The following is a 22,732-nucleotide window of genomic DNA, read 5'->3' as shown; positions in this document are numbered from 1 at the left end:
AAACCGAAAGGACCGATTTGATGAAAACCGCAACACTTCTCCTCGCATCCGCGCTCGCCCTTACGGGCGCCACTGCCTACGCAGCAGTCGCGCAAGGCGATGTCATCGGCACCTCCGAGACGGAGATCCGCGCCAGGCTGGAAAGCGCCGGATACACCGTTGAGAAGATCGTGTTCGAAGATGACGAGATCGAGGTGGAAGCGTTTTACAAGGGCGCCGAGATGGAGATTGAGCTGTCGCGCGCCACCGGCGCCGTTCTGGAGATCGAGGCCGAAGACGACGATGAGGACGATGACTAAAGTGGCGATGACTGATTGATCGCCACTGTTCGCGGGCGTCCGCCCCCGATATTATCGGTGCCCGCGAACGCCCCGATTGAAGGAAACTCGATGCACAATTCCCGCCCCATGTTCCTATGGAGCCTGTTTACGCTTCAGGTCGTGTGCACATTCTTCTTTGCCGGTGACATACTTCTGGATGTCCTCGGCGTACCGGAATCACCCGGCAATGAAAGCGATGTGCTGGAGACGGGCGTTACGATCTGCCTTGTCCTCGGCACGGCGTTCACCGGCTGGGAACTGCGCCAGCTTTTCCGCCGCGAGGAGCGGATGCGCCGCCAGATCGACGTCGCCTCCGGCGCATTTGCCGACATGCTGCAAAGGGAATTCGACGCCTGGGGTTTGACCGAGGCGGAGCAATCCGTCGCGCTTCTCGGTATCAAAGGCTATTCGATCTCCGAAATCGCCCGGCTGCGCGAGACCAAGGAGGGGACGATCAAGGCGCAGAACGCGTCCGTTTACCGCAAAGCCGGTGTCACCGGCCGGTTGCAGCTTCTGTCGCATTTCGTCGAAGACCTGATGGACGATGCACTGATTGCCTCTGCCACGTCAAAGGCCTGAACCGCGATCAAAACACCCATGTGCCGTGCGGGTGATCTCGGGCAGCGTTGCAAGCAGCTTGCCGCCGTCGACATGACCATGAACCGCGTCGCGAATGCGCGCCAGCGCCTTGGCCGATGAAGCCTTGGTGCTGCCATAGGCCTGGAAATCATGCGGCATGTCATCCCAGATATCGAGCATGATATCCGCGCCGTTCCCGGCCTGAACCTCGGCGAAGTCGATGATCATGTCGCGCAGCATTTCGCGCCCGCCCGCCTGCATGTAGATCGGCGCGAGCCCGGCGTAGTCATGGCTGATCGGCGAAAGGGCCTCACGGCCATAACGGCCTTCAGGGTCCAGCCATTCGCCGAAGCGCAGCGCCATCCAGCCCTGGACGAGATCGTACCGGTTGTTGTCTGTCAGGCTCCGGCCACGCGCGCCGATATCGGTCCACGGGCAAAGCGCGATGCAAAGCGCCGGCTGCGCGAGACGTTCCTGTTTGAGACTTTGCAGCAGCGTCAACGCCATATGGCCGCCGGCGCTGTCGCCGATCACCACCGTCTTTTCGGCGGGCGCGTGCTTGCCGACAAACCGCCAGGCCGCCAGCGCGTCTTCAGCCTGCGCCGGGTGGGGATGGTCCGGCGTCAGCCGGTAGAGCGGCATGAACAGACGCGCCCCGGCATGATGGGCAAGCATCGCCGCGAAGCGATCGCTGTTCGGCCCGTTGAACGTGTAACCGCCGCCATGAAGGTAAAGCAGGACGGCATCGCTCGTGATCCCGTCGGGATAAAACCAGCGTCCCTTCGGCCTATCGCAATCCCTTGTCTGGACCGGATAAATGTCGTCCGTCTCGGTCTGCAGGCTGTCATAGATCGCCCGGCCTTGTCCGATATCCTTGTGGTTCATCGCCTTCGTGAACTGGTGCCGCCAGAAACGGATGCCGATTTCCGTCTGCCAGTCCCAGTCGGGCGCTATTCTGCGGCCGATCAGATGGCGGGCCATGACGCCAATCGCGATCCGGTTGAGGGTCATGAAGCTTGCGAGGCTCAAGGGGAGGGGGCCGGAAAATTTCACCTGTGCCATCGAGGTCATCCTGTTGGTTTCGTTGGTCAGGGTTTCGCACAGGCGCGTCCCGTCCTATAGAATGATCGCGACAGACAGAGCCCGATCATGCAACCGAAATCCAGCCTTCACCTGCCGCCGCCGTACCTTGCAAGCTGCATGGCCGCCGCCATTTTGCGCGACACGCGCGGGGCGGAGCTGAGCGAGCAAGACCGGATGAACTATTTCCCGGCTTCGCCTCTGCCGGCGGTGACCTGTGTGCTCTCCGGCACGCTGCATATGGCCGAAGGTATCTGCGATCTGGAGACCTTGCGCGCCACGCCGCCCATGCCTGCCGTCTCCGTCACCCCGCCGCAGGCGACGCCCATCTTGAGCTGGAGCCCCGGCCCGGTGGCGGCGCTTACCATCGGCTTTTATCCCGATGCCTGGGTAAGCCTTGGCGGCGCGCCGGGGAGTAAGGCCTTGCCGGACGGACTGAAAGACCTGCTGGCGCTTTTGAGCGATGCGGATGACATCGAAAGCCGGTGGGACACGTTCTGCCAAAAACTTGCCCCGATATGGGCGAGCGCCCGCAAGACCGGACATCTCGCCGACTGGCCGGGCTCCCACCGCCTTGCCGACTGGTCCCGCCATGTCCTCACCCGCATCGCCCTTGCCGCACCGGCAAAGAGCGCCCGCACGCTCGAACGGCATGTGCGCCGCTGGACCGGGCAATCGCGCCAATCGCTCGATTTCTACGCGAGGATCGAAGACCTCCACCGCCTCAGCGTTCAGGCCCCTGCCGCGCCGCTCGCCGAAATGGCCCTAGACGCCGATTTCGCCGACCAGTCCCATATGGGCCGCGCCCTCAAGCGCGCCACCGGCTTTTCCCCCGCCCGCCTCAATCGCCTGATCGAAACGGAAGAGGCCTTCTGGTGCTACCGGCTGATGGGTGAGCGGTTTTGACGAGCGATGACCAACGCGGGTTACTTCTGGTTCTTATTGCAATCGTGGATTCCGCCGAGCAAATCGACGTTTCTTGTTCTGAAAAAGAGGAAGTAAACATCTGGATAAACAAATGCCCTTATTGAGTAGGGCCCGTAATCATCCGATTCTACTCTATGCAAGATATCGTAGGAATTGCCTTCCATTTTGTGTGTGTCAGCAACCTTAACCTTGACATCGAAATCGCAATTTTGCCTGTAGTCAGACTTTATCTTCTCAACGCTCCGATCAATCGCTTGCTGCTCGTTCAGTGGAGCCTCCACCGCAAGCAGGACAAGTACAAACGCGACTAGCGAGCCACATATAAGAAGTGTAACTGGCCAGATCGCAACAAGTGATAGAGCGAAACCCGTCTTTCTGTTTCGCTTTTGCAAGTTGTCGGACATCACATCACTCGTATTATCTGAAGGAGACGGATTTGTGTTAGTGCGGTTTTTAGAAAACCTGACAATGAAGCCTTCTGGTGCTATCGGCTGATGGGAGAGCGGTTTTGATGGTTCTCGATCGGGTCCTTGCCTGGTATGCCCATGTGCCGGAGGGTTTGCCCACCGGCGAGGCCCGCATTTTTTTCGCCGCGAAAATCGGCTACAGCGCCTGGATCGTCGTCCAAGGCGTTACGGCCTTCATTTTCCTGCAGCTCGGCCAGAACGTCCTTGCTGCTTTCGCGGCCCTCGGATCGCTCCTCACATTTGTCTGTTTTTTCTGCCTGGTCAGCGGGCGGGCTGGCACGGGCTTTCATCTGGTGAACGGTCAGAACATTGTCGGCGTCATCCTCATCACCCTCTATGTGGGCTTAAAGCCTGGTTTCTTCCTCTTTGCGCTTGTCGGCATGCTCTATTGCCCCTTGAGCGAATGGGTGAGCCGGCGCATGCAGTGGGTGCTCATGGGTGTCAACGCAGCGGTCTTCGTCGCCGCGCTGGTGATCGGATTGACGCTGCCGCCCATCGCCCCTCTGCCGCCCGCATGGAACCTGATTTTCGCCGTCGTCAACGGCACGGCCACCGCCGGCTTGCTTTTGATGGTGGTGCTCACCTACCGCCACGCCGTGGACCGGGCGGAAGCGGCGCTTGCGGCGGAATACCGGAAGTCCGAGGCGCTCTTGCACAACATCATGCCGCCTTCCGTCGCCGAGCGGCTGAAACGTGAAACCAGGGTCATTGCCGACAGCCACGGCAACGCGACGATCCTCTTCGCCGATATTGTCGGCTTTTCCGAGCTTGCCGGCCGCTCCTCGCCGGAAGCGCTGGTGACGATGCTCAACAGCATTTTCTGCCGCTTCGACGATCTGGTCGACGCGCGCGGCCTTGAAAAGATCAAGACCATTGGTGACGCCTATATGGTGGTCGCCGGCTTGCCCGTCGAAAGGGAGGACCATGCCGATGCGATAGCAAGGCTCGCCCTCGACATGCTGATCACCGCGGACGAGGTGTCGCGGGAAACGGGCAAGGATCTGAATATCCGCATCGGCATTCATTCGGGCCCGGTTGTCGCCGGCGTCATCGGCCAGAAGAAATTCGCCTATGATCTGTGGGGCGATACGGTCAACATCGCCGCGCGCATGGAAAGCCATGGGCAGGCCGGGCGCATTCAGGTCAGTGCCGACACGGCGAAGCTTCTGCGCGACCGGTTCGTGCTGGAGCCGCGCGGCACGATTGAGATCAAGGGCAAGGGTGAGATGGCCACCTATTTCCTGACCGGCGAACGTGCTCCTTTGATTGACGCGGCGGGATGAACCCGTATCGTCGCGTATCGAAATGATAATTGGGAGAAGCAGGATGACCAGCCGCGCCGTCGTTGGATTTGGATTTCTGGCAGGCCTCCTGTTGGCCGCGCCCGGCTTCGCGCACGACGCCGATGAAACAGAGCAGGCCGCCGACAGCAATCCCGCCAGCGTCGATATCACCGATGTGATTTTGACCAACACATCGCCAGACTGCGCCGACCATGTCAGCACCTCCGTCTCCGAGATCACCGACCTGCAGCAGGAAAGACCGCTCGGCGGCGCCGTGATCATCACCGCCGATGAGGACGGTTGCACGATCCGGTCGAACGGCATCCCGAACCACAATGTCGGCGGCGGCTCGCGGCGCAATTTCCCATCGCCGGTTGCCGCCATCGACCACACATTCAAGATCGCCCGCAATCCGCAGGCCTCCGAACAGATCAATGAGATCGATCACGGCAGCTTCGATGCGGTCATGCTCAACGGCGCGGTCGTGGATATCCAGTCGGCAGGCTGCTACCGGCCGACAAGCCCGCAGGCCAACCCGCAAGGCAATGTGCTCGCCGGCTGCCGCGCCGACGATCCCTGGCTGCTCGATCCGATGTCGCCGCTCGCAGGCTTCGCCGAGGACAATCATCACGCCCACACCCAGCCGGACGGGCGCTATCATTATCACGGCAACCCGCGCGCGCTGTTTGACGACGATCCGGGGCCGGACGGCTCGCCCCTTATCGGCTTCGCCGCCGACGGCTTCCCGATTTACGGCTCCTATTTCAAGGACGAGACGGGAACGGTCCGGAAGGTCAAATCAGGCTATACGCTGAAAGAGGGTATGCGCCCCTCCGGCGACGGCAATCCGGGCGGCGCCTATGACGGCCTTTACCGGGACGATTACGAGTTCACCAATGCCGGCGATCTCGACGAATGCAACGGCATGACCGTGGGCGGCTCCTACCGCTATTACGTGACCGACGCCTATCCGTGGATTGTCGCCTGCCTGCGCGGGCAGCCCGACCGGTCTTTCTTCAAGCCCCGCTAGGACAGGACCGGCGCTGGCGCCGCCTTGTCTGGCCTGCCCAACCTTCATAGACTGCCTTTGGCGGCAAAACAAAAGGACATGTCAGGCGATGATCAATCGGATTTTCGGGGCTGCACTTGTCTTTCTGGCCGTCTCGGCCGTGCCTTCAACTGCCGGGGAGAATGAGTGGGTCGGCCTGTACAAGGGTCTCGACGCCCTTGATGGCTCTGTCGACTACCTGTCGATTTCGACCACCGCGCCCGGCGAATTCGAGATCCGCATCGTTCCGTCAGTCATCTCGCTTTGCGAAACCGGTGTCGGATGGATCGTCGCGACAGGACGTCTGGTCGAAGAAGGCACACTCCTGCGCGAAAACGCCCGGGTTTTCTGTCAGGGCGCGGAACCCGTCAGCCTGGAAAACAGGTATTTCGTCCGCGACGACGAGACCGGCGTCATCCGCTACGGAGCCAGCGACGACGGCCGCAGCCTCATCTACCATCGCATCTCGGACGATTAAGTTTTCGGGCTGACAGAATGTGGGACTGAGCGCCGTGGTTGGAACCCGCTATGCGGGGTGCCCGGTATGCCGTTCATTCATGCTGCTTGCGCATGCTCCGCCCGGACCTTGTCGGCAAGCCCTTGCAGATTGCCGTCCAGCACCTTGCCCATCATCGGCTTCATCACCATCTGGCCCATCAGCCAGCCGAGCGGCCCGAACTTGACACGAAAATCCATCGACCATGTGACCCGCGTGCGGCTTTCGCCAAGCGGCGTCAGCGCGATCTCCGCCTGCGCCTCTTCGACCGTCGAGCCGCCATTTGTAAACGTGCAGCGCCGCATCGAGCCCATCCCGTCCTCGCCTTGCGTCAGCGCATCCACCGATGTCACCCCCGGCGCAATCGCATCGATCTCCATGAATTGACCCAGCACCCCCCAGATCACCTCCGGCGCGGCATCGATCTCAAGACTCCGTTCAGCGCGTATCATGTCGTCTATCCCCTGGCATTTTGACCGATCATCTAACACACACCCCCTGACAACTTTCTGTCAGGAGGGTTTGGGCTTGGGGAGGCGGTCGGACGGTAATGGATGGGGCAGCCCGCTTACAAACGTTCTTTCATTGCAGCTAGAAACAACTTCGTGCCAATCATTATTACTTCAGCATCAGGCAATATAACATCGCCGGGTTCTACGTACCGGCTCCTAAATGGTCTGTCGTATGTCAAATCAAGAAGCCGCAAATGATCAAAGTAGTTACGCCAACGTAGATCAATATGCTCGGCGTCCCAAGTAGGATTGTTCTTCGCTACTCGTTCACGGATCTCATCCGATATTGGAATGTGCGATGTATTTGCGAGATGCTGACTAAGGAACCTGCTTTCATCGAAGCAAATACGCGACTCGCAATAGAGTCGGTAGCAGTTGTGCCCAGCCCGTTTTAGCTCTTCGTTTGTTTTTCCAGCTCCCCGTAGTAAGGCCTTTAGCGACAGCTCAGTTGCTAGTCCCACGTTTTGAATAACAGGCCCTTGATAGAAGGAACTCCCCACCACCATCTCCGAGGCGAGCAAAAGTGTCTCCGCTGCATCAAAAAAGGCAGCCGCCCATTTATAGCAGCCAGCCATGGACATTGCTTCTTCCAACTGCGGTTCAGTTGGCCAGGTTTCGCGCAACCCGATTGCTTCTGAGAACTTGCTGTCCATAAAGGTCTCATGGGTAGATTGAAACGCGATTGCCGACTATTGAGACGGCATGCTCTGAAGCAAGTGCGGTTTATATAAGTTAGATTTTTCAGACGTCGAAGACACTCCAACCGCGACCCGCACTGACGGTTTGTATTCCGCTATCGCCGTTTGACGTGCCGTAGAAAAACTCGCCACCACAATCATAGCATTTGTAAAAATCTAAAGCCTCATAAGTGCGGTTTTGAAATTGAAGGTGCGAAATCTTTTTCTCGCCAATGCACTTTGGACAAGCGTAGCAGTCACCTTCGCACGAATTGTAATCCGTCTTGAGTCGATAGGCTGATTTTCCTTCGCCGTATGACACTTCCTCATACTTTTCTAGCGTATTCCGCCATGCTTTGCTCTCATCAAACTCCGCCTGCAATGCTTTGAGTTTCTGCATAAGCTCCCACTCGCGCAATTGCGCCTCATTCGCCATTGCGCGAGCCTCCAACAATGCGCGTTCGACCTCGTCTAGAGCGGCTTTTGCATCCGGATCACCCTTAAGTGACTTCAAACTGGCAAGGGTTTCAACTGCGGTTTTCACGCTATTTATCACAGTCGGTAGGCTGGCCACGTCAAACATTCTTCATCTCCGAATCACGCCAGTTTAAGGTTGGGAAAGTTTAGCATCGTTCAGCTTCCACTTGGATGTATGGACTTCACGGTGACGGTTTACCCGATACCCTTTATGATACGGCTATTGATTTTCCTGTCCCTTAATCAGGTCAGTTCCTTGATAACATGCGCGATAAAATTTGCTCGCCCGAGACGGATACCTGGGACTGAGTGTACCGCGCGCAGAAGCAGCTGTGAGCGCATTATGAACGAGTTACCAATTGAAAAACTTCCCTCAAGTGATGCCGGCCGTTTGTTGGTTCGCCTAAACCACAAGCATCGAAGTGGCATTCCGCGATACGGTATCGCCAAAATAACCAATATTGAAAACAGGTTGTCGGTCAAAACGCTCGTCTTGGGGCATGAGAACGAAGGTTCTATTTTCATGCCTTTTGACATCAGGCAGAAGTTAGGGGCGGAGAAAGGCGGCATTTTGAAGTTTAGAATTGAGAATGTTGGTTTGTTGGGCAAGCTCGGTTGGTATCTAAGTTCGCCAGATCCCGCTGTCTATCTTCCCGCTTGGATGGCAGGGTTATCGTTTGGCCTAGCCGTTCTAGGCGTGCTCCTAGCGATCTTTACGATTGCCTGACCAAAGCCGTCAGAGATAGTCGAATTCCAAGTCACCCATCTGCAAATCCTCGCCGACTAGCCCGATAAAACTCCTGTGTTTTTGAGCTATGTTCTTGAGTGCGTTTGCGCCAAACACTTCTACAATCATCTTGGTTTGCGCCATGTTGCGAGCACTCCTAAGTTCGTGCTCCAGATGAGCAGCATTGTCCACATCTGAGTAGGAATGCAGGAAGGAAGCCGTTTTTCTCGCGATTTTCTGCACTAATTCAGCAAAGGACAAATTGTCTTCTATCGCTTGATCAACATCAGATAGCTCGACAATTTTTTCTTTCATCTTCTCGATTTTACTCTTTGAAATGCGTTGGATGAAATCTCCCTGTCGTCCGGAAAAAACTATCTCTCTTCCCAGAAATTCTAGAGGGTCGAATTTTGTCACTAGCTGTGTTTTCCCGCCCTGTTCTAGGTCTGGAATCGAATGTCCAATTGACAAAAGCCGCTCCTTGACAAACTCACCGGCCTCCAATGCAGCTTCTTTGCTATGTGCAAAGACGACCACGTCATCTGCATAACGGACCATTTTGATATTTTTCTTTTCTATTGCGGCATCGAATTCCGATAAGACAAGATTCGCCAATGTAGGCGATAGTGGCATGCCCTGACGGATTCCCACTCCGGATTCTATCCCCAAACTCTCCAAGAAGGTTCGGTTGTACTTCCGGTCATACTTGACCTCGGAATTAACGATTTTTAGTAGCAACGGGACGGCGCTATGCCTTCCCAACGTACATTCAATGCGTCGTCGCAAGTAGCTTCGGTCGATTCTGTCAAAAAACGACGTGATATCGGTCTCGAAAACGAAATCATGACTGCGGCGAAGTTTTAGCACTTCACGCAATGCATCTTTGGTACCAGTATTTGGAAGAAAGCCGAATGACGATGAATTATATATGGGCAGTTTTTGAGCAGTGTGGAGGTAATTTGCGATAGCGCGTTGGACCAACCGGTCTTTCACAGTAGGGATACAAATCACCCGATCCCGTTTCCTGCCAGATTTTGGAACCAAAAAAGGTCGCAGTGAAGAAAACGAGTATTCGGTCTTTAGCTGCGAGGAAAGAGACTCAATATTAGCATGCAGATTTGTCGCGAACGTTGATGCTCGCATTCGATCGGTACCAGGCGCAGCACTCTTTTTTGTGCAATCACGAGACTGGCGCCAAGCGATTCTAAGATTGCTCGGGGACAGTATCTTTACTGGTTTCGGATATCGAACTTCTTCTTTGGACATAGGAGCACAATATCAGAAAACCTATGTCTCATCGAAGCTTGCTCAGACAGATCGGCATATTGCGACCTGCGGTATCACAATCCACGGCTCGCCTGTTTCCAGAACCAAAACCGAATGGCTTGTGACGTGTAACCGTCGTGAAGGCTGCTTCTGCTCGAAGCGTCAGCTCAGTCTCCTCGACAGCACCATTAATGTAGTTTGGCCCGGCGAGCACTGCAAGCAGAACAAAACAAGAACAAATGGCTCCGGCAATCAATCCTCGATGCTTCCGCCACCCGTCACGATTGTCCATAGCCTGTTGTGCAATTTTACTATCTGCAGGCATGGTCAACTCCTTACAGCAGTCACTATCAACCAGACAGATCGGCATATTGCGACCTGCGGTATCACAATCCACGGCTCGCCTGTTTCCAGAACCAAAACCGAATGGCTTGTGACGTGTAACCGTCGTGAAGGCTGCTTCTGCTCGAAGCGCTACCATGAGACTCAGATAGTAATGAAATAGGTCAATTCAATAACCTATGATTGTTGTCCACAAGCTAATTTCGCCACTTTAGAGCAATTCCCCGGCAGCAAACTCCAACGCTGCGCCGAACACACAGCAAGGTTTACAAAGGTCATGTTTGACTCTCAAACCTCACCCATCCCGCGCCGCATCCAGAAACGTCCTGATCTCCGCCAGCTTCGGCGTCACATCCTCGATAAACTCCGGCGGGTAGCGCTCGGCCAGCTGCGCCATATCCGGCCCCAGCGCGGCGATGGCGTTGTTGCGGAAGTCGCGGCCGGCGTCTGTCAGCCAGACGCATTTGCTGCGGCCGTCTTCGGGGTTGGGGCGCATGTCGATGAGGCCGTGTTTTTCAAGGCCGGAGAGCGTGTGCGTCATCGTCGTCTTGGGCACCTGGAAGGCGTTGGCGAGGCGCAGCGGCGTCGGGCCGTCGCCGACGCGGATGAGGTGGTTGAGCACGGAGAAATGCGAGATCAGGAAGCCCTCGGGCAGCCGCGCCTCGAAGAGGGCGCGGCTTAACTGGGCGATGATGCCGATCTCGTTGAACAGGTGGAAGTAATGCGAAAGCGTCTTGCTATCCATTGATGATGCGCGTCTCCAGCGGCCAGCGCGGCGACGGATTCGCCTGCGGCCCGAATCCGAGCCTACCAAGCATCTGCACCGTATGGCCAGCCGGGGCGAGCATCGCATGCGCCTTTTCATAATGCGGGCGCATCTCGTCAAACTCCTGCAGCGCCTGGCTGACCGGATGCAGCGACAAGCCGAGCGACGTGGTGGTGAGATTGAGCCGCAGCCAGCGCCGTCCGGCTTCGATCTGGTCGGCGCGGCTGTTGCCCGGCGTCGTCTGGACGGCATAGGCGGGCGTTGCAAAGAGCATCTCCTCATAGAGGCGCACGCCCTCCTTGAAGCCGGTGGAGGCCGGGTCGGCCTGCGCCTCGCGCGAAAGCATGCCAGCGAGCATCAGCGCTTCGAGGAACGGGCCGCCGAGATCGATCCCGTCCGGATTGGCGTTGATCTCCGCCTTGCCGAAACGCATCAGCTCGACGCTTTCCATCAGCGTGCGCTCCGTCTGCATCTCGGTGAGCCACGCCTGCCAGGTGAGATCGCGGATTTTGGCGACATCGTCCGGCTCAGTGCGGATATCGGCGAGCGGCGAAAGCTGCTCGATCATCGCCGCCGGCACCGGCTCGGCGCTATAAGGCTCCTTGCAGGAGCGCCGGTCCATCACATGGGCAAAGAGCGGGTCGGGCGTTGCACCCTCGCGGAACCGGCAGATGGCGACCGGCCCGTCCTCGCCTTGCGGGTAAAGATCCAACTCGACCGCATGACCGGTCTGCGAGGCGGCGATCGCCATCAGTTCGAGGAAACAGCCAAGGCCGATGGTGAGCTGGCGCTGATACGGGTCCGTATGGGGCAGCTCGCGCTCCGTGTCGCGGTAAAGCGTCACCGTATCCGCCTCGCTGAGATCGACCAGCCAGGGCTGGCGGTTATGCGGGTTGGGCGCGAGGATGGCAAAGGAGAGCGCCCGCCGGCGCGGTTCGCTCTCGCCGCCGGCGGCCTCCCACGGGGCAAGCGCCTTGCCCGGGCGGCGCGTCGTGGCAAAGAGCGTCGAGACGCCGGTGGCGGCAAGAATGGTTCCGCCGCCGATGATGGTGAGCATTTTGCGTCGGCTGATGGTCATAATATCCCTCATTAGTTCGATTTCGTACTATATAGTGCGATATCGAACTAAATGCAAGATGGCGTGATTTTTGAAGGTTCAGGCGGCGGCGAAGCCGATGCGCACCAGCAGGCCCTTGCCGCTCTCGGGCGTTGCCAGATCGAGCGTGCCGCCGAAGAGCGCGGCGATCTCATGGGCAATGGCAAGGCCAAGCCCGCTGCCTTCCGAGGCGGTGTCGCCGCCGCGCTCGAAGCGTTGCAGCACGGACTGGCGCTCCGACGGCGCGATGCCGCTGCCGTCATCCTCGATTTCCAGAACCGCCCGCCCGTCCTCAGCGCGCAGCCGAACCGTGATTTCGATCGGCCGCCCGCCATGGCGCAGGCTGTTTTCGATAATGTTGCGCAGCATCTCGCGCATCAACACGGCATCGCCCCGGGCGGCAAGATGCTCCGGCCCCTCATAGCCGAGGTCGATATCGGGGGAGAGGTTGCCGGCGATGAGATCCTGGCAGACCTGCCGGCTGACATCCGCCAGATCGCAGCGCCGCCCGGCGACATCGCCCTGATCGGTGGAATCGAGCCGGGCGAGGACAAGAAGCTGCGAGAGCACCCGCTCGGCCTCGCCGATGGCTTCGTCGGTTTCCTTCAGCGCCGCCTGGCGTTCGTCCGGCGTCGCGGCGCGGTTGGCGATCTCAAGCTGCGTGCGCATCACGGTGAGCGGGGTGCGGAGCTGGTGGCTGGCATTGGCGGTGAAATTGCGCAGCGCCGAGATGGACGAGCCGAAGCGGCGCACCAGATCGTTGATGGTCAGCACCAGCCCGCTGACTTCGCCCGGAACCCGGTGCTCGATGGGTCTGAGATCATCCGGGCTGCGCCGCCCCACCGCCTCCTGCAACCGGTAGAGCGGCCGCAGCGAAAGCGTGACGGCGATCCACACGATGAGCACGGCGGTGGCGATCAGCACCGCCTGCCGCACCGCCGAGCGCAGCAAGATATCGCGCGCCATCTTGGCCCGCGCATTGGTCGTCTCGGCAATGATCACCCGGTAGGTCAGCGACACCGTGTCGGACGAGGCCGCGCCCGGCAAAACGGCGATGCGGATCGGCTCGCCCCGGAAGCGCGCATTGGCAAAGAGCGTGTCCCGTTCCGTCCGGTCCGTCTCGTCCGGAACGGCAAGTTGGCGATAGCCGGTGATGAATTCCGCCTCAGCCCCCTCGATGCGGTAGAAGACCCGGTCCTCAGCGGACGAGGTCAGCATTTCCAATGCCACATAGGGAATGTCGACTTCCAGCGATCCGTCATCATTGACGAAGATGCGCTCGGCAATCGCAAGGGCGGAGCCGGCGAGCACCCGGTCGGAGATCTCGTCGGCGATCTCTCGCGCCGAGCGGTAGGAATCGAAAAGCGCCAAAAGGCCGATGGCGAGCAGCGGCAAAAGCAGCCACAGCAAAAGCCGCGAGCGCAGCGAATAGGAAGAGCGCACCGCCGTCATGGCGCCTCTTTCGCATCCGGTGTCTGCAGATAATAGCCAAGGCCGCGTGCCGATTTGATCGAGACGCCATAGCGCGTCAGGCGCTTACGCAGGCGGCTGACATACTGCTCCACGGCGTTCTCGCTGATGTCCTCGTCGAAACTGCTGAGCGACTCGATGAGCTGCCCCTTGCTGAGCGTGCGCCCGTTGGCAAGCAGCAGGGCCCTCAGCACACCCGTCTCCCGCGCCGGGATTTCCAGCACTGCGCCGTCGGCGGTGACGTGACCGCTTTTGAGATCGAAGGTCAGCGCGCCGGCCTCGATCAGCGATGTGCGCACGGCGGCGGAGCGGCGGATGAGGGCGCGGATGCGCGCATCGAGCTCGCCCCATTCAAAGGGTTTGGTGAGATAATCGTCCGCGCCGAGATCGAGACCCTTGATCCGGTCTTCCAGCCCGTCGCGGGCTGTCAGGATCAGCACCGGAACGGCGATCCGGTCGCCGCGCATCTCGCGCAGCACCTGCAGCCCGTCCATCTCCGGCAGGCTGAGATCGAGCACGATGAGATCGTAGCCGAGCGCCCGTGCGGCCGAGAGGGCCGAGTCGCCGTCCGCCACCCAGTCCACGGCATAGCCGCTGCCCGAAAGCAGCGTCTTGAGCCCTTCCGCCAGCTTGCGGTTATCCTCCACGATCAGTATGCGCATGCATCCTCCGCGAGAGAGGTTAGATAGTCATTTGCCACTTGTGAATGTCCAATTTGCCGGGCATGGTCGCGCAATGCGTTTTGTCTGCCTTGTCCTTGCCTATCTGGCGACCGCCGGCGTTGCCCTTTCGGCCACCTACTTTCCGCCGGTCGGAGAGAACGGCCCGGTGCGCACGCTCAACGTCTATTCGACGCTGGACGAGACGGTCTCCCGCCCGCTGATCGATGCCTTCCAGAAGGCCAATCCAGGCATTGCGGTGAGTTATGAGGATCTGCAGTCGCTGGACATTTACGAGCGCATCCTGCGCGAGACGGATGAGGGCCAGACCGCCGATCTGGTGATTTCGTCGGCCATGGACCTGCAGGTCAAGCTTGCCAATGACGGGTATGCGCGCGAGGTTTCGGGCGCCGAGGTCGACGGCTGGCCGAACTGGGCGAAATGGCGCGATTCTGTTTTCGGCCTTACCTTCGAGCCTTCCGTCATCGTTTATCACAAACCCTCTTTCGAGGGCGTCGGCGTGCCGCGAAACCGCGCCGAGCTGATCGGGCTTTTGAAAACCTCCGAGGCCGAACTCTACGGCAGGATCGCCACCTATGATGTGGAGCGCTCGGGCCTTGGCTTCTTGTTCCTTGCCCGCGACCGCGAACACAGCCGCGATATCTGGAGCCTTGTCTCCGCATTCGGCACCGCAGGCGTGAAGCTTTATTCCAACTCCTCCGCCATATTGGACCGCGTGGCCGATGGCCGCTTTGCACTCGGCTACAACATCCTCGGCTCCTATGCGCAGAGCTGGGCGAGCCGCATTCCCGACCTCGGCATCATCCTGCCGGAGGACTATACCGTCGTCATGTCGCGCATCGCGCTGGTGCCCGAAGCCGCCGCCGATCCGGACCTCGGCGAGGCGATGCTTGCCTTTTTAATGTCCGAGGAGGGCCAGACCATCATGGCGCGCGATGCCCGCCTTCCGGCCCTTCATCCGCTGGTCGAGGGCGACAACACCGCCTCGGCGCTGCGTTCGCGTTTCGGCGCGCGGCTGCGGCCGATCTCGATCAGCCCCGGCCTTGTCGTCTATCTCGATCAGGTCAAGCGCGCCCGCTTCATCTCCCGCTGGAACGATGCGCTGCAGTCCAAGTAGCAATATCGCTAAAAACAACTTCCGCGTGCCGATGTCAGCTAGATGACAGCTTTTGCTGTTTTGCTGACGGCAACGCCCGCCATTGGGCGTGGATCGAGCATCCCTGGGAGGAAATCATGCTGAAGAAACTGACGGCAGCCCTTGCCGTGTCCGTATTTACACTCGCGGCGTCCGCCGGGCTGGCGCAGGCGCAGACCGTCGACGAAATCAAGTTCCTGATCCCCGGCGGCGCCGGCGGCGGCTGGGACGGAACGGCCCGCGGCACCGGAGAGGCGTTGACCAAATCCGGCATTGTCGGCTCCGCATCCTATGAGAACATGTCCGGCGGCGGTGGCGGCAAGGCGATTGCCCACATCATCGAGACCAAGGACCAGAATACGCTGATGGTGAACTCGACACCCATCGTCATCCGTTCGCTCCAGAAGGTCTTTCCGCAATCCTTCCGCGACCTGACGCCGATTGCCGGCATCATCGGCGACTATGGCGCGATCGTCGTCGGCAAGAACTCCGACATCAACGATCTCGGCGGCCTGCTTGCGGCTTACAAGGCCGATCCGACCGCGATTGCCATCGGCGGCGGCTCGGTTGCCGGCGGTATGGACCATCTCATCGCGGCCCTCGTCATGAAGAATGCCGGCGAGAGCCCGACGGATGTGAAGTACATTCCCTATGACGCCGGCGGCAAGGCGATGGCCGGGCTCTTGTCGGGCGAGATCGCCGCGCTGACGACCGGCTTCGGTGAGGCCCTCGAGCTTGCCCGCCAGGGCGAAGTCAAGGTGCTGTGCGTGACGGCCATGAAGCGTCTGCCGGCCGCGCCTGACACGCCGACCTGCGACGAATCCGGCTCCAAGGGAACCGACTTCGTCAACTGGCGCGGCTTCTTCGGCGCACCCGGACTGTCCGACGACAAGAAGGCACAGTTCGTCGCCGCGCTTGAAGCCATGTACGCCACGCCCGAATGGGTTGCCGTGCGCGACCGCAATGGTTGGGTCGAGATTTTCAATCCGGGCGACGACTTCACCAGCTTCCTTGAGCAGCAGGAAGAGGAAGTCGGCGGTCTGATGAAGGAACTCGGCTTCCTTTGAGGCTCGGTCTTCATCGCTGACGATTTTGGCGGCGGGGCGTTTTTAAAAGGCGCCCCGCCAGCCTTGAGGGAGCGTTTGCCGCTCCGGGGGAGGATTTCATGCTGTTTTCAAAGGACAGGATTGGCGGCGTTCTTCTGCTCGCCTTTTGCATTGCCTACGGATTTTTAAGCCAGAACATCACGCTTCTGCCCATTCAGGCCAAGGCGGCATTCACGGCCCGCACCATGCCGGAAGTGCTGATGGTGCTCGGCATCGGCCTTTCCCTCCTGATTGTGATCTTTCCGGGCGTGCATGAGCGTCCGCAGCTTGCCGGCTTCAACTGGGGCAGGGCGGCGCTGTTCCTCATCCTCATGTCGGTCTACGGCATGACGATCCGCCCGCTCGGCTTTATCCTGTCGACCTCGCTGTTCCTCATGGCCGGATTTGCCATGCTCGGCGAGCGTTCCCCGCTCAAGCTGTTCCTCGTGGCGGTGCCGCTGGTCGTCGGCTTCTGGCTTTTGATGACACAGGGTCTCGATGTCTTCATCGAGCCGCTGCCCTGGTTCCTGAAAGGATAGCGTCATGATTGAAGGCATCCTTGTCGGTCTTGGAACCGCGCTCAACCCGGTCAATATCCTCTTTGTCTTTGCCGGCTGTCTCATCGGCACCTTCATCGGCATGCTGCCCGGCCTCGGGCCGATGTCCGCCATCGCGCTGATGATCCCGGTCGCCGCCAGTCTGGAGCCGGCCACGGGCATCATCCTGATGGCGGCCGTCTATTACGGCGCGATCTTCGGTGGTTCGACCTCCTCGATCCTGATCAATGCGCCGGGCGTTGCAAGCACCGTGGCGACCTCTTTCGACGGCTATCCCATGGCCAAGGCCGGCAAGGCCGGCAAGGCGCTGGCAATAGCCGCCTATTCCTCGTTTTCCGGCGGTGTGATTGCCGCGATCTTCCTGCTGGTCGCCGCGCCTTTCCTGGCGGCGGTCTCCCTGTCTTTCCATTCCGCCGATTATTTTGCCCTGATGGTGCTTGGCCTGACCGCCGTTGCCGCCTTTGCCGGCAAGGGCGATGTCTTGAAAGCACTGCTGATGACGGTCATCGGCCTGATGTTATCGACCGTCGGCACCGACCAGACGCAGGGCGTGCCGCGTTTTACTCTGGGCCTCATCGACCTCACCGACGGCATCTCCTTCCTGCTTCTCGTCATGGCGACCTTTGCGCTGTCCGAGGCGCTGATCGCCATTCTGAAACCCTCGGGTGACAACAAGCGTCAGGAGGAGATGGAAGCCTCGTCCAATCTCGGCTCCATGAAGGTGAGTGGCGAGGAAGTGCGCGAAATGGCGCCTGTTATCGGCCGCTCGTCTGTTCTCGGCTTCATCATCGGTGTTCTGCCGGGCGCAGGCGCGACAATTGCAAGCTTTCTCGCCTATGGCACCGAGCAGCGCCTGGCCGGGCCCGAAAAGGGCAAGCTTTTCGGCAAGGGGTCCGTGCGCGGGCTTTCGGCGCCCGAAACAGCCAACAACGCGGCGGCGACCGGTTCCTTCGTTCCCCTGCTGACGCTCGGCATTCCGGGTTCGGGCACCACGGCGATCATGCTCGGTGCGCTCATCGGCTACGGCATTCAGCCCGGACCGCGTCTTTATATCGATCAGCCGGCGGTCTTCTGGTCGGTCATCGTTTCGATGTGGATCGGCAATATTGTCCTCCTGATCCTCAACCTGCCGCTCATTCCCTATATCGCCAAGGTGCTGGCCATTCCGTCCAGGTTCCTGCTGCCGCTGATCCTGTTCTTCTCGCTCATCGGCGTCTATTTCGTCACCTTCAACACGTTCGACATTCAGCTCATGGTGCTGTTCGGTCTTGTTGCCGTCATGCTGCGCTTCCTCGATTTTCCGATGGCGCCGATGATCCTTGGCTTCATCCTCGGCGGCATGATGGAGGAAAACCTGCGCCGTGCTCTGCTGATCAACAATGACAGCTGGTCCTTCCTGTGGCAGCGCCCGCTGACATTCGCTATTTTGCTGATCGCGCTGTTTTGCCTGTTTGCCCCGATGATCTGGTCGAACGTGCAGCGGCTGCGTAAAGGCGCCGACCGGGCCGGGGAGGGAGGCTAGAGCGAGCAATGTTGCGCCCCGGCAGTGATGCAGCAGCGATCCTGCTGACGCTTGCGATCGGCGGCGTCGGGCTTGCCGCGGCGCTGTTCCTTGGATTTCCGGCTCCAGCGCTGACCGGTCCCGCCCTTGCCGTAACCGCCTTCTCGGTCGCCAGTGTCCGGCTGAAGATTTCCGCTTCGCTGCGCAATCTCTGTTTTGTGGTCATCGGCTTGTCCATGGGCACCGGCGTGACGCCGGAGGTCTATGAGGCCGCGCGGCAATGGCCGTTGAGCTTCGTGCTCCTGGCGGTCAGCATCTGCATCATATTCTTTGCCTGTACGGCCATGCTCAGGCGATTTTGGAAGCAGGGCCGGGAAACGGCCATCCTGTCGTCAACACCGGGACATCTCAGTTATATTCTCGGCCTTTCCTCGCAGACTCGAGGCGACATTCCGACAATCAGCGTCATTCAAAGTACGCGCGTTCTTGCCTTGACCCTGCTTGTTCCCTTTGCCGTCAGCCTCATGGGCTATGACACGTCGATCATGGGCCTGCCGGGCGCGACGATGGACCTTTATTGGCTGGCCGTCAGCCTGGCTTGTGCTCTGGTCCTTGGTTTCCTGCTTCACCGCTTTCGCGTTCCCGCTGCGCTGCTGCTTGGCGGCATGATCTTCTCGACGCTCACCCATCTGACGGGACTTGTTGAGGGGCACGTCCCGCAATGGGCCGTCATTCCGGCCTTTGCCATCATGGGCAGTCTCATTGGCACCCGGTTTTCCGGCGTTGCATTGTCTACCCTGCGCCGCGCCCTCGGCGCCGGGCTGGTTGTCACGGCAATCGCTTTTGTCGTCACGATCGCCTGCGCAGCGTTGCTCGTCCAGTTCATCGATCTTCCGTTTCCGCAGATCCTGATCGCCTTCGCGCCGGGCGGTGTGGAATCCATGGCAGCTGTTGCGGTGATCCTTGGAGCGGACCCAACCTTTGTCGCCGCGCATCATGTCTGGCGACTTGTGATCCTGACATTCCTCGCGCCGGCAGTGCTGGGCCGCACACAAAAACAGACAAAGAAAAACGGCCCCTGAGAATCCGGGGCCGTTTTCGATGTTTGTTTGTTATATGCGTCAGCGCGAGCGCTTGCGGTCCGCTGCCGGCTGGAAGGCCAGTTTGGAATGATAGCCGCAATAGGGCGCATTGTCGTCGCAGTCGGTGCCGCAGAAATAGAAGTCCTCCTGCAGCGGATCGCCGACCGGCCATTTGCAGGTTTTTTCCGTCAGCTCCGTCAGCGCCAGCTTGCGGAAGATCGGGACAACCACATCCTCGACGGGCCGTGTGTCGATCTCGGCGATTGCATCGGCAATCACTTCCTGCTTCAGGGCAGTTGCCCCGCTGGTACGTGGAATAGACCGCGTGACAGTGCTGCGCGAAGAGCCGTAGCTGCTTCTCGATCCCGATGCCACGCGTTTGCTGCGTGAAGCCGAGGACCCGCCCGATTTGGCCCGGCCCGGCAGATGGAGGCGATGCACCTTGCCGATGACGGCATTGCGGCTCACGCCGCCCAACTCGGCGGCGATCTGGCTTGCGCTCAGTCCGTCAGCCCACAGTTTCTTAAGCCGTTCGACGCGTTCATCAGTCCAGCTCATGGTCAATTACCCCTGTTAGCCGCATTCGGGGACAACCGAATCCTTCAACGCATTCCGAAATCATTTCGGAACCGAAATACTTATTGTGTTAAAGGTCACTAGGTCCGCCGCATGCAGTCCGTAATCCTTAACCATAAGTTAGTGACAGCGGGACTCGGTGACAAGAGTCCGGCGAATCAAGTCGGATTCCTTTTTCGAGTTTTCCCCAACTTGAAGCGGTTGGCGGCAAATTTTGACCAAATTTGCGCCCATAATGCGCGCGGCGGTCGTACGTTTCGCCATGGTTGATTGATCGCCGCTCACAGTATAAAGATACTGCAAAAGCTGCCTTTCGGGGCAGCTATTTGTTTTGGGCCGGGCGTTCCGGCTGCCTGTTCCGCTAAATTTTCCGGCCTGACCGGTATGTTTGGAGAGATGCATCATGTCGGCGAATTCATCGCTCTTCGGCACGTATAATCGCATTCCGCTCCGTTTCGAGCGTGGTGAAGGGGTCTGGCTTGTGGCGGAAGACGGCCAGCGATATCTCGACTTCGCCGCCGGCATCGCGGTCAATTCGCTTGGCCATTCGCACCCGCATCTCGTCGAAGCGTTGAAGGGGCAGGCGGACAAGCTGTGGCATCTGTCGAACCTTTACGAAATGCCGGGCCAGGAAAGGCTGGGGGAACGCCTGACGGCGGCCACATTCGCCGATCGGGCGTTTTTTACAAACTCCGGCGCCGAAGCGCTGGAATGCGCGATCAAGACCGCGCGGCGCTATCACTACGTCAACGGCAGGCCCGAGCGCTTCAGCATTATTACCATGGAAGGTGCTTTCCATGGACGCACGCTCGCAACCATTGCCGCTGGCGGACAGGAAAAATATCTCGAGGGCTTCGGCCCCAAGGCGCCGGGCTTTGACCAGGTGCCGTTCGACGATATGGATGCGATCAAGGCAGCCGTCAATGACGAGACCGCCGCGATCCTAGTTGAGCCCCTGCAGGGTGAGGGCGGGATCCGCGAGCTTTCGCTGCAGTTGCTGCGCGATCTTCGCGCCCTGTGCGATGAGCACGGCCTGCTGCTGCTGCTGGACGAGGTTCAGTGCGGTGTCGGCCGTACCGGAAAACTGTTTGCCCACGAATGGGCCGGTATCACGCCCGACATCATGGCGGTCGCAAAGGGCATTGGTGGTGGTTTTCCGTTCGGCGTTTGCCTGGCAACCGACGAAGCGGCGAGCGGCATGACGGCGAGCACCCACGGAACGACCTATGGCGGCAACCCGCTGGCCATGGCCGTCGGCAATGCCGTGCTCGACATCGTTCTTGAAGACGGGTTCCTGGAACACGTGCGCGATGTTGCACTGGTATTCAAGCAAGGCCTGGCTGCCATCGCCGACAAGTATCCCGATGTGATCGAGGAGATTCGCGGCTCCGGCCTGATGCTCGGCGTCAAGTGCAAGGGACCCAATATGGAACTGCTGGTTGCCATGCGCGACCAGAATCTGCTTGGCGTGCCGGCCGGAGACAATGTCGTACGCCTGCTTCCGCCGCTCACGACCACTGCCGAAGAAGCGCGCGACGGGCTGTCGCGCCTTGAGGCCGCCGCCGCGTCCGTATCGGTCAAGGCGGCCTGACTGGCAAATCGGGCCGGGCGTGGAAAGCCCGCCGCACCTACAAGGAAAATTGAAATGACTACACATGACGGGCCCCGTCATTTCCTTGATCTTTCCGCCGTGGAGGCAGATGAACTGCGCGGCATTCTCGATCATGCCCATGAGCGAAAAGCGGCGACCAAGAACGGCACCGCCGACAAGCCGCTTGCCGGCAAGGTGCTGGCCATGATCTTCGAAAAACCGTCGACCCGCACACGCGTATCGTTTGATGTCGGCATGCGCCAGCTCGGCGGCGAGACGATCATGCTTTCGGGCAGTGAAATGCAGCTCGGGAGGGCCGAATCCATTGCCGATACGGCAAGGGTGCTGTCGCGTTACGTCGACGCGGTAATGATCCGTACGACCGATCACGGCCGTCTGACGGAGCTTGCGCAATACGCCACAGTGCCGGTGATCAACGGCCTGACGGATGACACCCATCCCTGCCAGATCATGGCCGATATCATGACCTATGAGCAGCATCGCGGGTCCGTGGCCGGAAAGACGCTCTCCTGGATTGGCGATGGAAACAATGTCCTGCATTCGCTGATTGAGGGTTCGGCGCGTTTCGGTTACGAGGTGAGTGTCGGCGTCCCGGCGGGGTCCGAACCGGAGCCGCGTTTTGCTGAATGGTCGCGGAAAAACGGTGGCAAGGTCGCCATGACAAGCGACCCTGAAGCAGCGATTGCCGGCGCGGACTGTGTCTTTACCGATACCTGGGTTTCCATGGGCCAGGAACAGCGTGCCCGCGGTCACAATGTCTTCAAGCCCTATCAAGTGAACGCCAGCCTTATGGAAAAAGCCCACCCCGACGCCCTATTTATGCATTGCCTGCCCGCCCACCGCGGGGAGGAAGTGACCGACGAGGTTATCGATGGCCCGCAGTCGGTTGTTTTTGACGAAGCCGAAAACCGCATGCATGCTCAAAAGGCAATTCTTGCCTGGTGTCTGGATCGACTCTAGAGCGCATGTCC

25 protein-coding genes are annotated in these 22,732 nt (G+C 59.5%); 14 read left to right on the top strand and 11 right to left on the bottom strand.

All coding sequences use genetic code 11. The annotated features are described in order from the left end of the window. Nucleotides 1–20 precede the first annotated feature (20 nt). Complete coding sequence (locus OQ273_RS17465; protein WP_267991871.1) at nucleotides 21–299, top strand: PepSY domain-containing protein; 279 nt, start codon at nucleotides 21–23, stop codon at nucleotides 297–299. Nucleotides 300–389: 90 nt separating this feature from the next. After that, nucleotides 390–899 (top strand): helix-turn-helix transcriptional regulator, encoded by a 510-nt coding sequence (locus OQ273_RS17460; RefSeq protein WP_267991869.1) that lies wholly within the window; start codon nucleotides 390–392, stop codon nucleotides 897–899. Here the strand turns inward: OQ273_RS17460 and OQ273_RS17455 are convergent. Then, the gene (locus OQ273_RS17455; RefSeq protein WP_267991867.1) at nucleotides 888–1,961 is read right to left on the bottom strand and encodes an alpha/beta hydrolase; all 1,074 of its coding nucleotides are present in this window, start codon (nucleotides 1,959–1,961) and stop codon (nucleotides 888–890) included. The genes OQ273_RS17460 and OQ273_RS17455 overlap by 12 nt on opposite strands. A gap of 87 nt (nucleotides 1,962–2,048) precedes the next feature. Here OQ273_RS17455 and OQ273_RS17450 point away from each other — a divergent pair, with 87 nt between their 5' ends. The 4 genes from OQ273_RS17450 to OQ273_RS17435 all read left to right on the top strand — a co-directional run bounded on the left by OQ273_RS17450 (nucleotide 2,049) and on the right by OQ273_RS17435 (nucleotide 6,182). After that, nucleotides 2,049–2,885, top strand: coding sequence for a helix-turn-helix domain-containing protein (locus OQ273_RS17450; RefSeq protein WP_267991865.1), 837 nt, complete (start codon nucleotides 2,049–2,051; stop codon nucleotides 2,883–2,885). 532 nt (nucleotides 2,886–3,417) lie between these two features. Further along, nucleotides 3,418–4,656, top strand: coding sequence for an adenylate/guanylate cyclase domain-containing protein (locus OQ273_RS17445; protein ID WP_267991863.1), 1,239 nt, complete (start codon nucleotides 3,418–3,420; stop codon nucleotides 4,654–4,656). A gap of 43 nt (nucleotides 4,657–4,699) precedes the next feature. Further along, complete coding sequence (locus tag OQ273_RS17440; protein WP_267991861.1) at nucleotides 4,700–5,686, top strand: YHYH protein; 987 nt, start codon at nucleotides 4,700–4,702, stop codon at nucleotides 5,684–5,686. A gap of 88 nt (nucleotides 5,687–5,774) precedes the next feature. Next, nucleotides 5,775–6,182: a hypothetical protein gene (locus OQ273_RS17435; RefSeq protein WP_267991859.1), complete on the top strand. Its 408-nt coding sequence runs from the start codon at nucleotides 5,775–5,777 to the stop codon at nucleotides 6,180–6,182. A 77-nt stretch (nucleotides 6,183–6,259) separates the two neighbouring features. Here OQ273_RS17435 and OQ273_RS17430 read toward each other — a convergent pair whose 3' ends face one another. From OQ273_RS17430 to OQ273_RS17420, 3 genes are all read right to left on the bottom strand, one after another. Next, on the bottom strand, nucleotides 6,260–6,652 hold the full coding sequence (locus tag OQ273_RS17430) for an SRPBCC family protein (RefSeq protein ID WP_267991857.1): 393 nt from the start codon (nucleotides 6,650–6,652) through the stop codon (nucleotides 6,260–6,262). A 116-nt stretch (nucleotides 6,653–6,768) separates the two neighbouring features. Continuing rightward, nucleotides 6,769–7,365: a hypothetical protein gene (locus OQ273_RS17425; RefSeq protein WP_267991855.1), complete on the bottom strand. Its 597-nt coding sequence runs from the start codon at nucleotides 7,363–7,365 to the stop codon at nucleotides 6,769–6,771. Nucleotides 7,366–7,453: 88 nt separating this feature from the next. Next, nucleotides 7,454–7,972, bottom strand: coding sequence for a hypothetical protein (locus OQ273_RS17420; protein ID WP_267991853.1), 519 nt, complete (start codon nucleotides 7,970–7,972; stop codon nucleotides 7,454–7,456). A gap of 237 nt (nucleotides 7,973–8,209) precedes the next feature. Between OQ273_RS17420 and OQ273_RS17415 the strand changes: the two genes are divergently transcribed. Beyond that, the gene (locus tag OQ273_RS17415) at nucleotides 8,210–8,593 is read left to right on the top strand and encodes a hypothetical protein (RefSeq protein WP_267991851.1); all 384 of its coding nucleotides are present in this window, start codon (nucleotides 8,210–8,212) and stop codon (nucleotides 8,591–8,593) included. Between the two features lie 9 nt (nucleotides 8,594–8,602). Here the strand turns inward: OQ273_RS17415 and OQ273_RS17410 are convergent, their stop codons facing one another. From OQ273_RS17410 to OQ273_RS17385, 6 genes are all read right to left on the bottom strand, one after another. Beyond that, nucleotides 8,603–9,859 carry a reverse transcriptase domain-containing protein gene (locus OQ273_RS17410; protein WP_267991849.1) on the bottom strand — a complete coding sequence of 419 codons (1,257 nt, stop codon included), beginning with the start codon at nucleotides 9,857–9,859 and terminating at the stop codon, nucleotides 8,603–8,605. Nucleotides 9,860–9,887: 28 nt separating this feature from the next. Continuing rightward, nucleotides 9,888–10,184, bottom strand: coding sequence for a hypothetical protein (locus OQ273_RS17405; protein WP_267991848.1), 297 nt, complete (start codon nucleotides 10,182–10,184; stop codon nucleotides 9,888–9,890). A 312-nt stretch (nucleotides 10,185–10,496) separates the two neighbouring features. Next, nucleotides 10,497–10,946, bottom strand: coding sequence for a MarR family winged helix-turn-helix transcriptional regulator (locus OQ273_RS17400; RefSeq protein WP_267991846.1), 450 nt, complete (start codon nucleotides 10,944–10,946; stop codon nucleotides 10,497–10,499). Then, nucleotides 10,939–12,057, bottom strand: coding sequence for an Acg family FMN-binding oxidoreductase (locus OQ273_RS17395; RefSeq protein ID WP_267991844.1), 1,119 nt, complete (start codon nucleotides 12,055–12,057; stop codon nucleotides 10,939–10,941). The genes OQ273_RS17400 and OQ273_RS17395 overlap by 8 nt, the downstream gene beginning before the upstream one ends. Before the next feature lie 66 nt (nucleotides 12,058–12,123). Continuing rightward, on the bottom strand, nucleotides 12,124–13,515 hold the full coding sequence (locus OQ273_RS17390) for a sensor histidine kinase (RefSeq protein WP_267991842.1): 1,392 nt from the start codon (nucleotides 13,513–13,515) through the stop codon (nucleotides 12,124–12,126). Further along, complete coding sequence (locus OQ273_RS17385; protein WP_267991840.1) at nucleotides 13,512–14,195, bottom strand: response regulator transcription factor; 684 nt, start codon at nucleotides 14,193–14,195, stop codon at nucleotides 13,512–13,514. The genes OQ273_RS17390 and OQ273_RS17385 overlap by 4 nt, the downstream gene beginning before the upstream one ends. A gap of 73 nt (nucleotides 14,196–14,268) precedes the next feature. Between OQ273_RS17385 and OQ273_RS17380 the strand changes: the two genes are divergently transcribed. The 5 genes from OQ273_RS17380 to OQ273_RS17360 all read left to right on the top strand — a co-directional run bounded on the left by OQ273_RS17380 (nucleotide 14,269) and on the right by OQ273_RS17360 (nucleotide 19,573). After that, a complete protein-coding gene (locus OQ273_RS17380) occupies nucleotides 14,269–15,330 on the top strand; it encodes an ABC transporter substrate-binding protein (protein ID WP_267991838.1) in 1,062 nt (353 codons plus the stop codon). Nucleotides 15,331–15,446: 116 nt separating this feature from the next. Further along, complete coding sequence (locus OQ273_RS17375; RefSeq protein ID WP_267991836.1) at nucleotides 15,447–16,415, top strand: tripartite tricarboxylate transporter substrate binding protein; 969 nt, start codon at nucleotides 15,447–15,449, stop codon at nucleotides 16,413–16,415. A gap of 98 nt (nucleotides 16,416–16,513) precedes the next feature. Then, entirely contained in the window at nucleotides 16,514–16,972 is a 459-nt protein-coding gene (locus OQ273_RS17370; RefSeq protein ID WP_267991834.1) for a tripartite tricarboxylate transporter TctB family protein, read from the top strand. 4 nt (nucleotides 16,973–16,976) lie between these two features. Continuing rightward, nucleotides 16,977–18,512, top strand: coding sequence for a tripartite tricarboxylate transporter permease (locus OQ273_RS17365; protein ID WP_267991832.1), 1,536 nt, complete (start codon nucleotides 16,977–16,979; stop codon nucleotides 18,510–18,512). A gap of 8 nt (nucleotides 18,513–18,520) precedes the next feature. Next, complete coding sequence (locus OQ273_RS17360) at nucleotides 18,521–19,573, top strand: AbrB family transcriptional regulator (RefSeq protein WP_267991830.1); 1,053 nt, start codon at nucleotides 18,521–18,523, stop codon at nucleotides 19,571–19,573. A gap of 39 nt (nucleotides 19,574–19,612) precedes the next feature. Here OQ273_RS17360 and OQ273_RS17355 read toward each other — a convergent pair whose 3' ends face one another. After that, entirely contained in the window at nucleotides 19,613–20,131 is a 519-nt protein-coding gene (locus tag OQ273_RS17355; protein WP_267991828.1) for a GcrA family cell cycle regulator, read from the bottom strand. Nucleotides 20,132–20,552: 421 nt separating this feature from the next. Between OQ273_RS17355 and OQ273_RS17350 the strand changes: the two genes are divergently transcribed. Both OQ273_RS17350 and argF read left to right on the top strand, forming a co-directional pair. Next, a complete protein-coding gene (locus OQ273_RS17350; RefSeq protein WP_267991826.1) occupies nucleotides 20,553–21,740 on the top strand; it encodes an aspartate aminotransferase family protein in 1,188 nt (395 codons plus the stop codon). 54 nt (nucleotides 21,741–21,794) lie between these two features. Next, nucleotides 21,795–22,721, top strand: a complete 927-nt coding sequence (argF, locus tag OQ273_RS17345; RefSeq protein ID WP_267991824.1) for an ornithine carbamoyltransferase — start codon at nucleotides 21,795–21,797, stop codon at nucleotides 22,719–22,721. Nucleotides 22,722–22,732: the final 11 nt, after the last annotated feature.

This window comes from Hoeflea prorocentri, from assembly GCF_027944115.1.
In the GTDB taxonomy this organism is placed as follows: domain Bacteria; phylum Pseudomonadota; class Alphaproteobacteria; order Rhizobiales; family Rhizobiaceae; genus Hoeflea_A; species Hoeflea_A prorocentri.
This window is presented reverse-complemented; position numbering and strand designations above follow the sequence as displayed.

Excerpts from the sequence above, each read along its gene's own strand:
- OQ273_RS17350 (WP_267991826.1), top strand. The coding sequence starts at position 20,553 with ATGTCGGCGAATTCATCGCTCTTCGGCACGTATAATCGCATTCCGCTC.
- OQ273_RS17445 (WP_267991863.1), top strand. The coding sequence starts at position 3,418 with ATGGTTCTCGATCGGGTCCTTGCCTGGTATGCCCATGTGCCGGAGGGT.
- OQ273_RS17360 (WP_267991830.1), top strand. The coding sequence starts at position 18,521 with ATGTTGCGCCCCGGCAGTGATGCAGCAGCGATCCTGCTGACGCTTGCG.
- OQ273_RS17430 (WP_267991857.1), bottom strand. The coding sequence starts at position 6,652 with ATGATACGCGCTGAACGGAGTCTTGAGATCGATGCCGCGCCGGAGGTG.
- OQ273_RS17450 (WP_267991865.1), top strand. The coding sequence starts at position 2,049 with ATGCAACCGAAATCCAGCCTTCACCTGCCGCCGCCGTACCTTGCAAGC.
- OQ273_RS17405 (WP_267991848.1), bottom strand. The coding sequence starts at position 10,184 with ATGCCTGCAGATAGTAAAATTGCACAACAGGCTATGGACAATCGTGAC.
- argF (WP_267991824.1), top strand. The coding sequence starts at position 21,795 with ATGACTACACATGACGGGCCCCGTCATTTCCTTGATCTTTCCGCCGTG.
- OQ273_RS17420 (WP_267991853.1), bottom strand. The coding sequence starts at position 7,972 with ATGTTTGACGTGGCCAGCCTACCGACTGTGATAAATAGCGTGAAAACC.
- OQ273_RS17370 (WP_267991834.1), top strand. The coding sequence starts at position 16,514 with ATGCTGTTTTCAAAGGACAGGATTGGCGGCGTTCTTCTGCTCGCCTTT.
- OQ273_RS17355 (WP_267991828.1), bottom strand. The coding sequence starts at position 20,131 with ATGAGCTGGACTGATGAACGCGTCGAACGGCTTAAGAAACTGTGGGCT.
- OQ273_RS17425 (WP_267991855.1), bottom strand. The coding sequence starts at position 7,365 with ATGGACAGCAAGTTCTCAGAAGCAATCGGGTTGCGCGAAACCTGGCCA.
- OQ273_RS17390 (WP_267991842.1), bottom strand. The coding sequence starts at position 13,515 with ATGACGGCGGTGCGCTCTTCCTATTCGCTGCGCTCGCGGCTTTTGCTG.
- OQ273_RS17400 (WP_267991846.1), bottom strand. The coding sequence starts at position 10,946 with ATGGATAGCAAGACGCTTTCGCATTACTTCCACCTGTTCAACGAGATC.
- OQ273_RS17415 (WP_267991851.1), top strand. The coding sequence starts at position 8,210 with ATGAACGAGTTACCAATTGAAAAACTTCCCTCAAGTGATGCCGGCCGT.
- OQ273_RS17380 (WP_267991838.1), top strand. The coding sequence starts at position 14,269 with ATGCGTTTTGTCTGCCTTGTCCTTGCCTATCTGGCGACCGCCGGCGTT.
- OQ273_RS17465 (WP_267991871.1), top strand. The coding sequence starts at position 21 with ATGAAAACCGCAACACTTCTCCTCGCATCCGCGCTCGCCCTTACGGGC.
- OQ273_RS17365 (WP_267991832.1), top strand. The coding sequence starts at position 16,977 with ATGATTGAAGGCATCCTTGTCGGTCTTGGAACCGCGCTCAACCCGGTC.
- OQ273_RS17455 (WP_267991867.1), bottom strand. The coding sequence starts at position 1,961 with ATGGCACAGGTGAAATTTTCCGGCCCCCTCCCCTTGAGCCTCGCAAGC.
- OQ273_RS17440 (WP_267991861.1), top strand. The coding sequence starts at position 4,700 with ATGACCAGCCGCGCCGTCGTTGGATTTGGATTTCTGGCAGGCCTCCTG.
- OQ273_RS17385 (WP_267991840.1), bottom strand. The coding sequence starts at position 14,195 with ATGCGCATACTGATCGTGGAGGATAACCGCAAGCTGGCGGAAGGGCTC.
- OQ273_RS17395 (WP_267991844.1), bottom strand. The coding sequence starts at position 12,057 with ATGAGGGATATTATGACCATCAGCCGACGCAAAATGCTCACCATCATC.
- OQ273_RS17410 (WP_267991849.1), bottom strand. The coding sequence starts at position 9,859 with ATGTCCAAAGAAGAAGTTCGATATCCGAAACCAGTAAAGATACTGTCC.
- OQ273_RS17460 (WP_267991869.1), top strand. The coding sequence starts at position 390 with ATGCACAATTCCCGCCCCATGTTCCTATGGAGCCTGTTTACGCTTCAG.
- OQ273_RS17435 (WP_267991859.1), top strand. The coding sequence starts at position 5,775 with ATGATCAATCGGATTTTCGGGGCTGCACTTGTCTTTCTGGCCGTCTCG.
- OQ273_RS17375 (WP_267991836.1), top strand. The coding sequence starts at position 15,447 with ATGCTGAAGAAACTGACGGCAGCCCTTGCCGTGTCCGTATTTACACTC.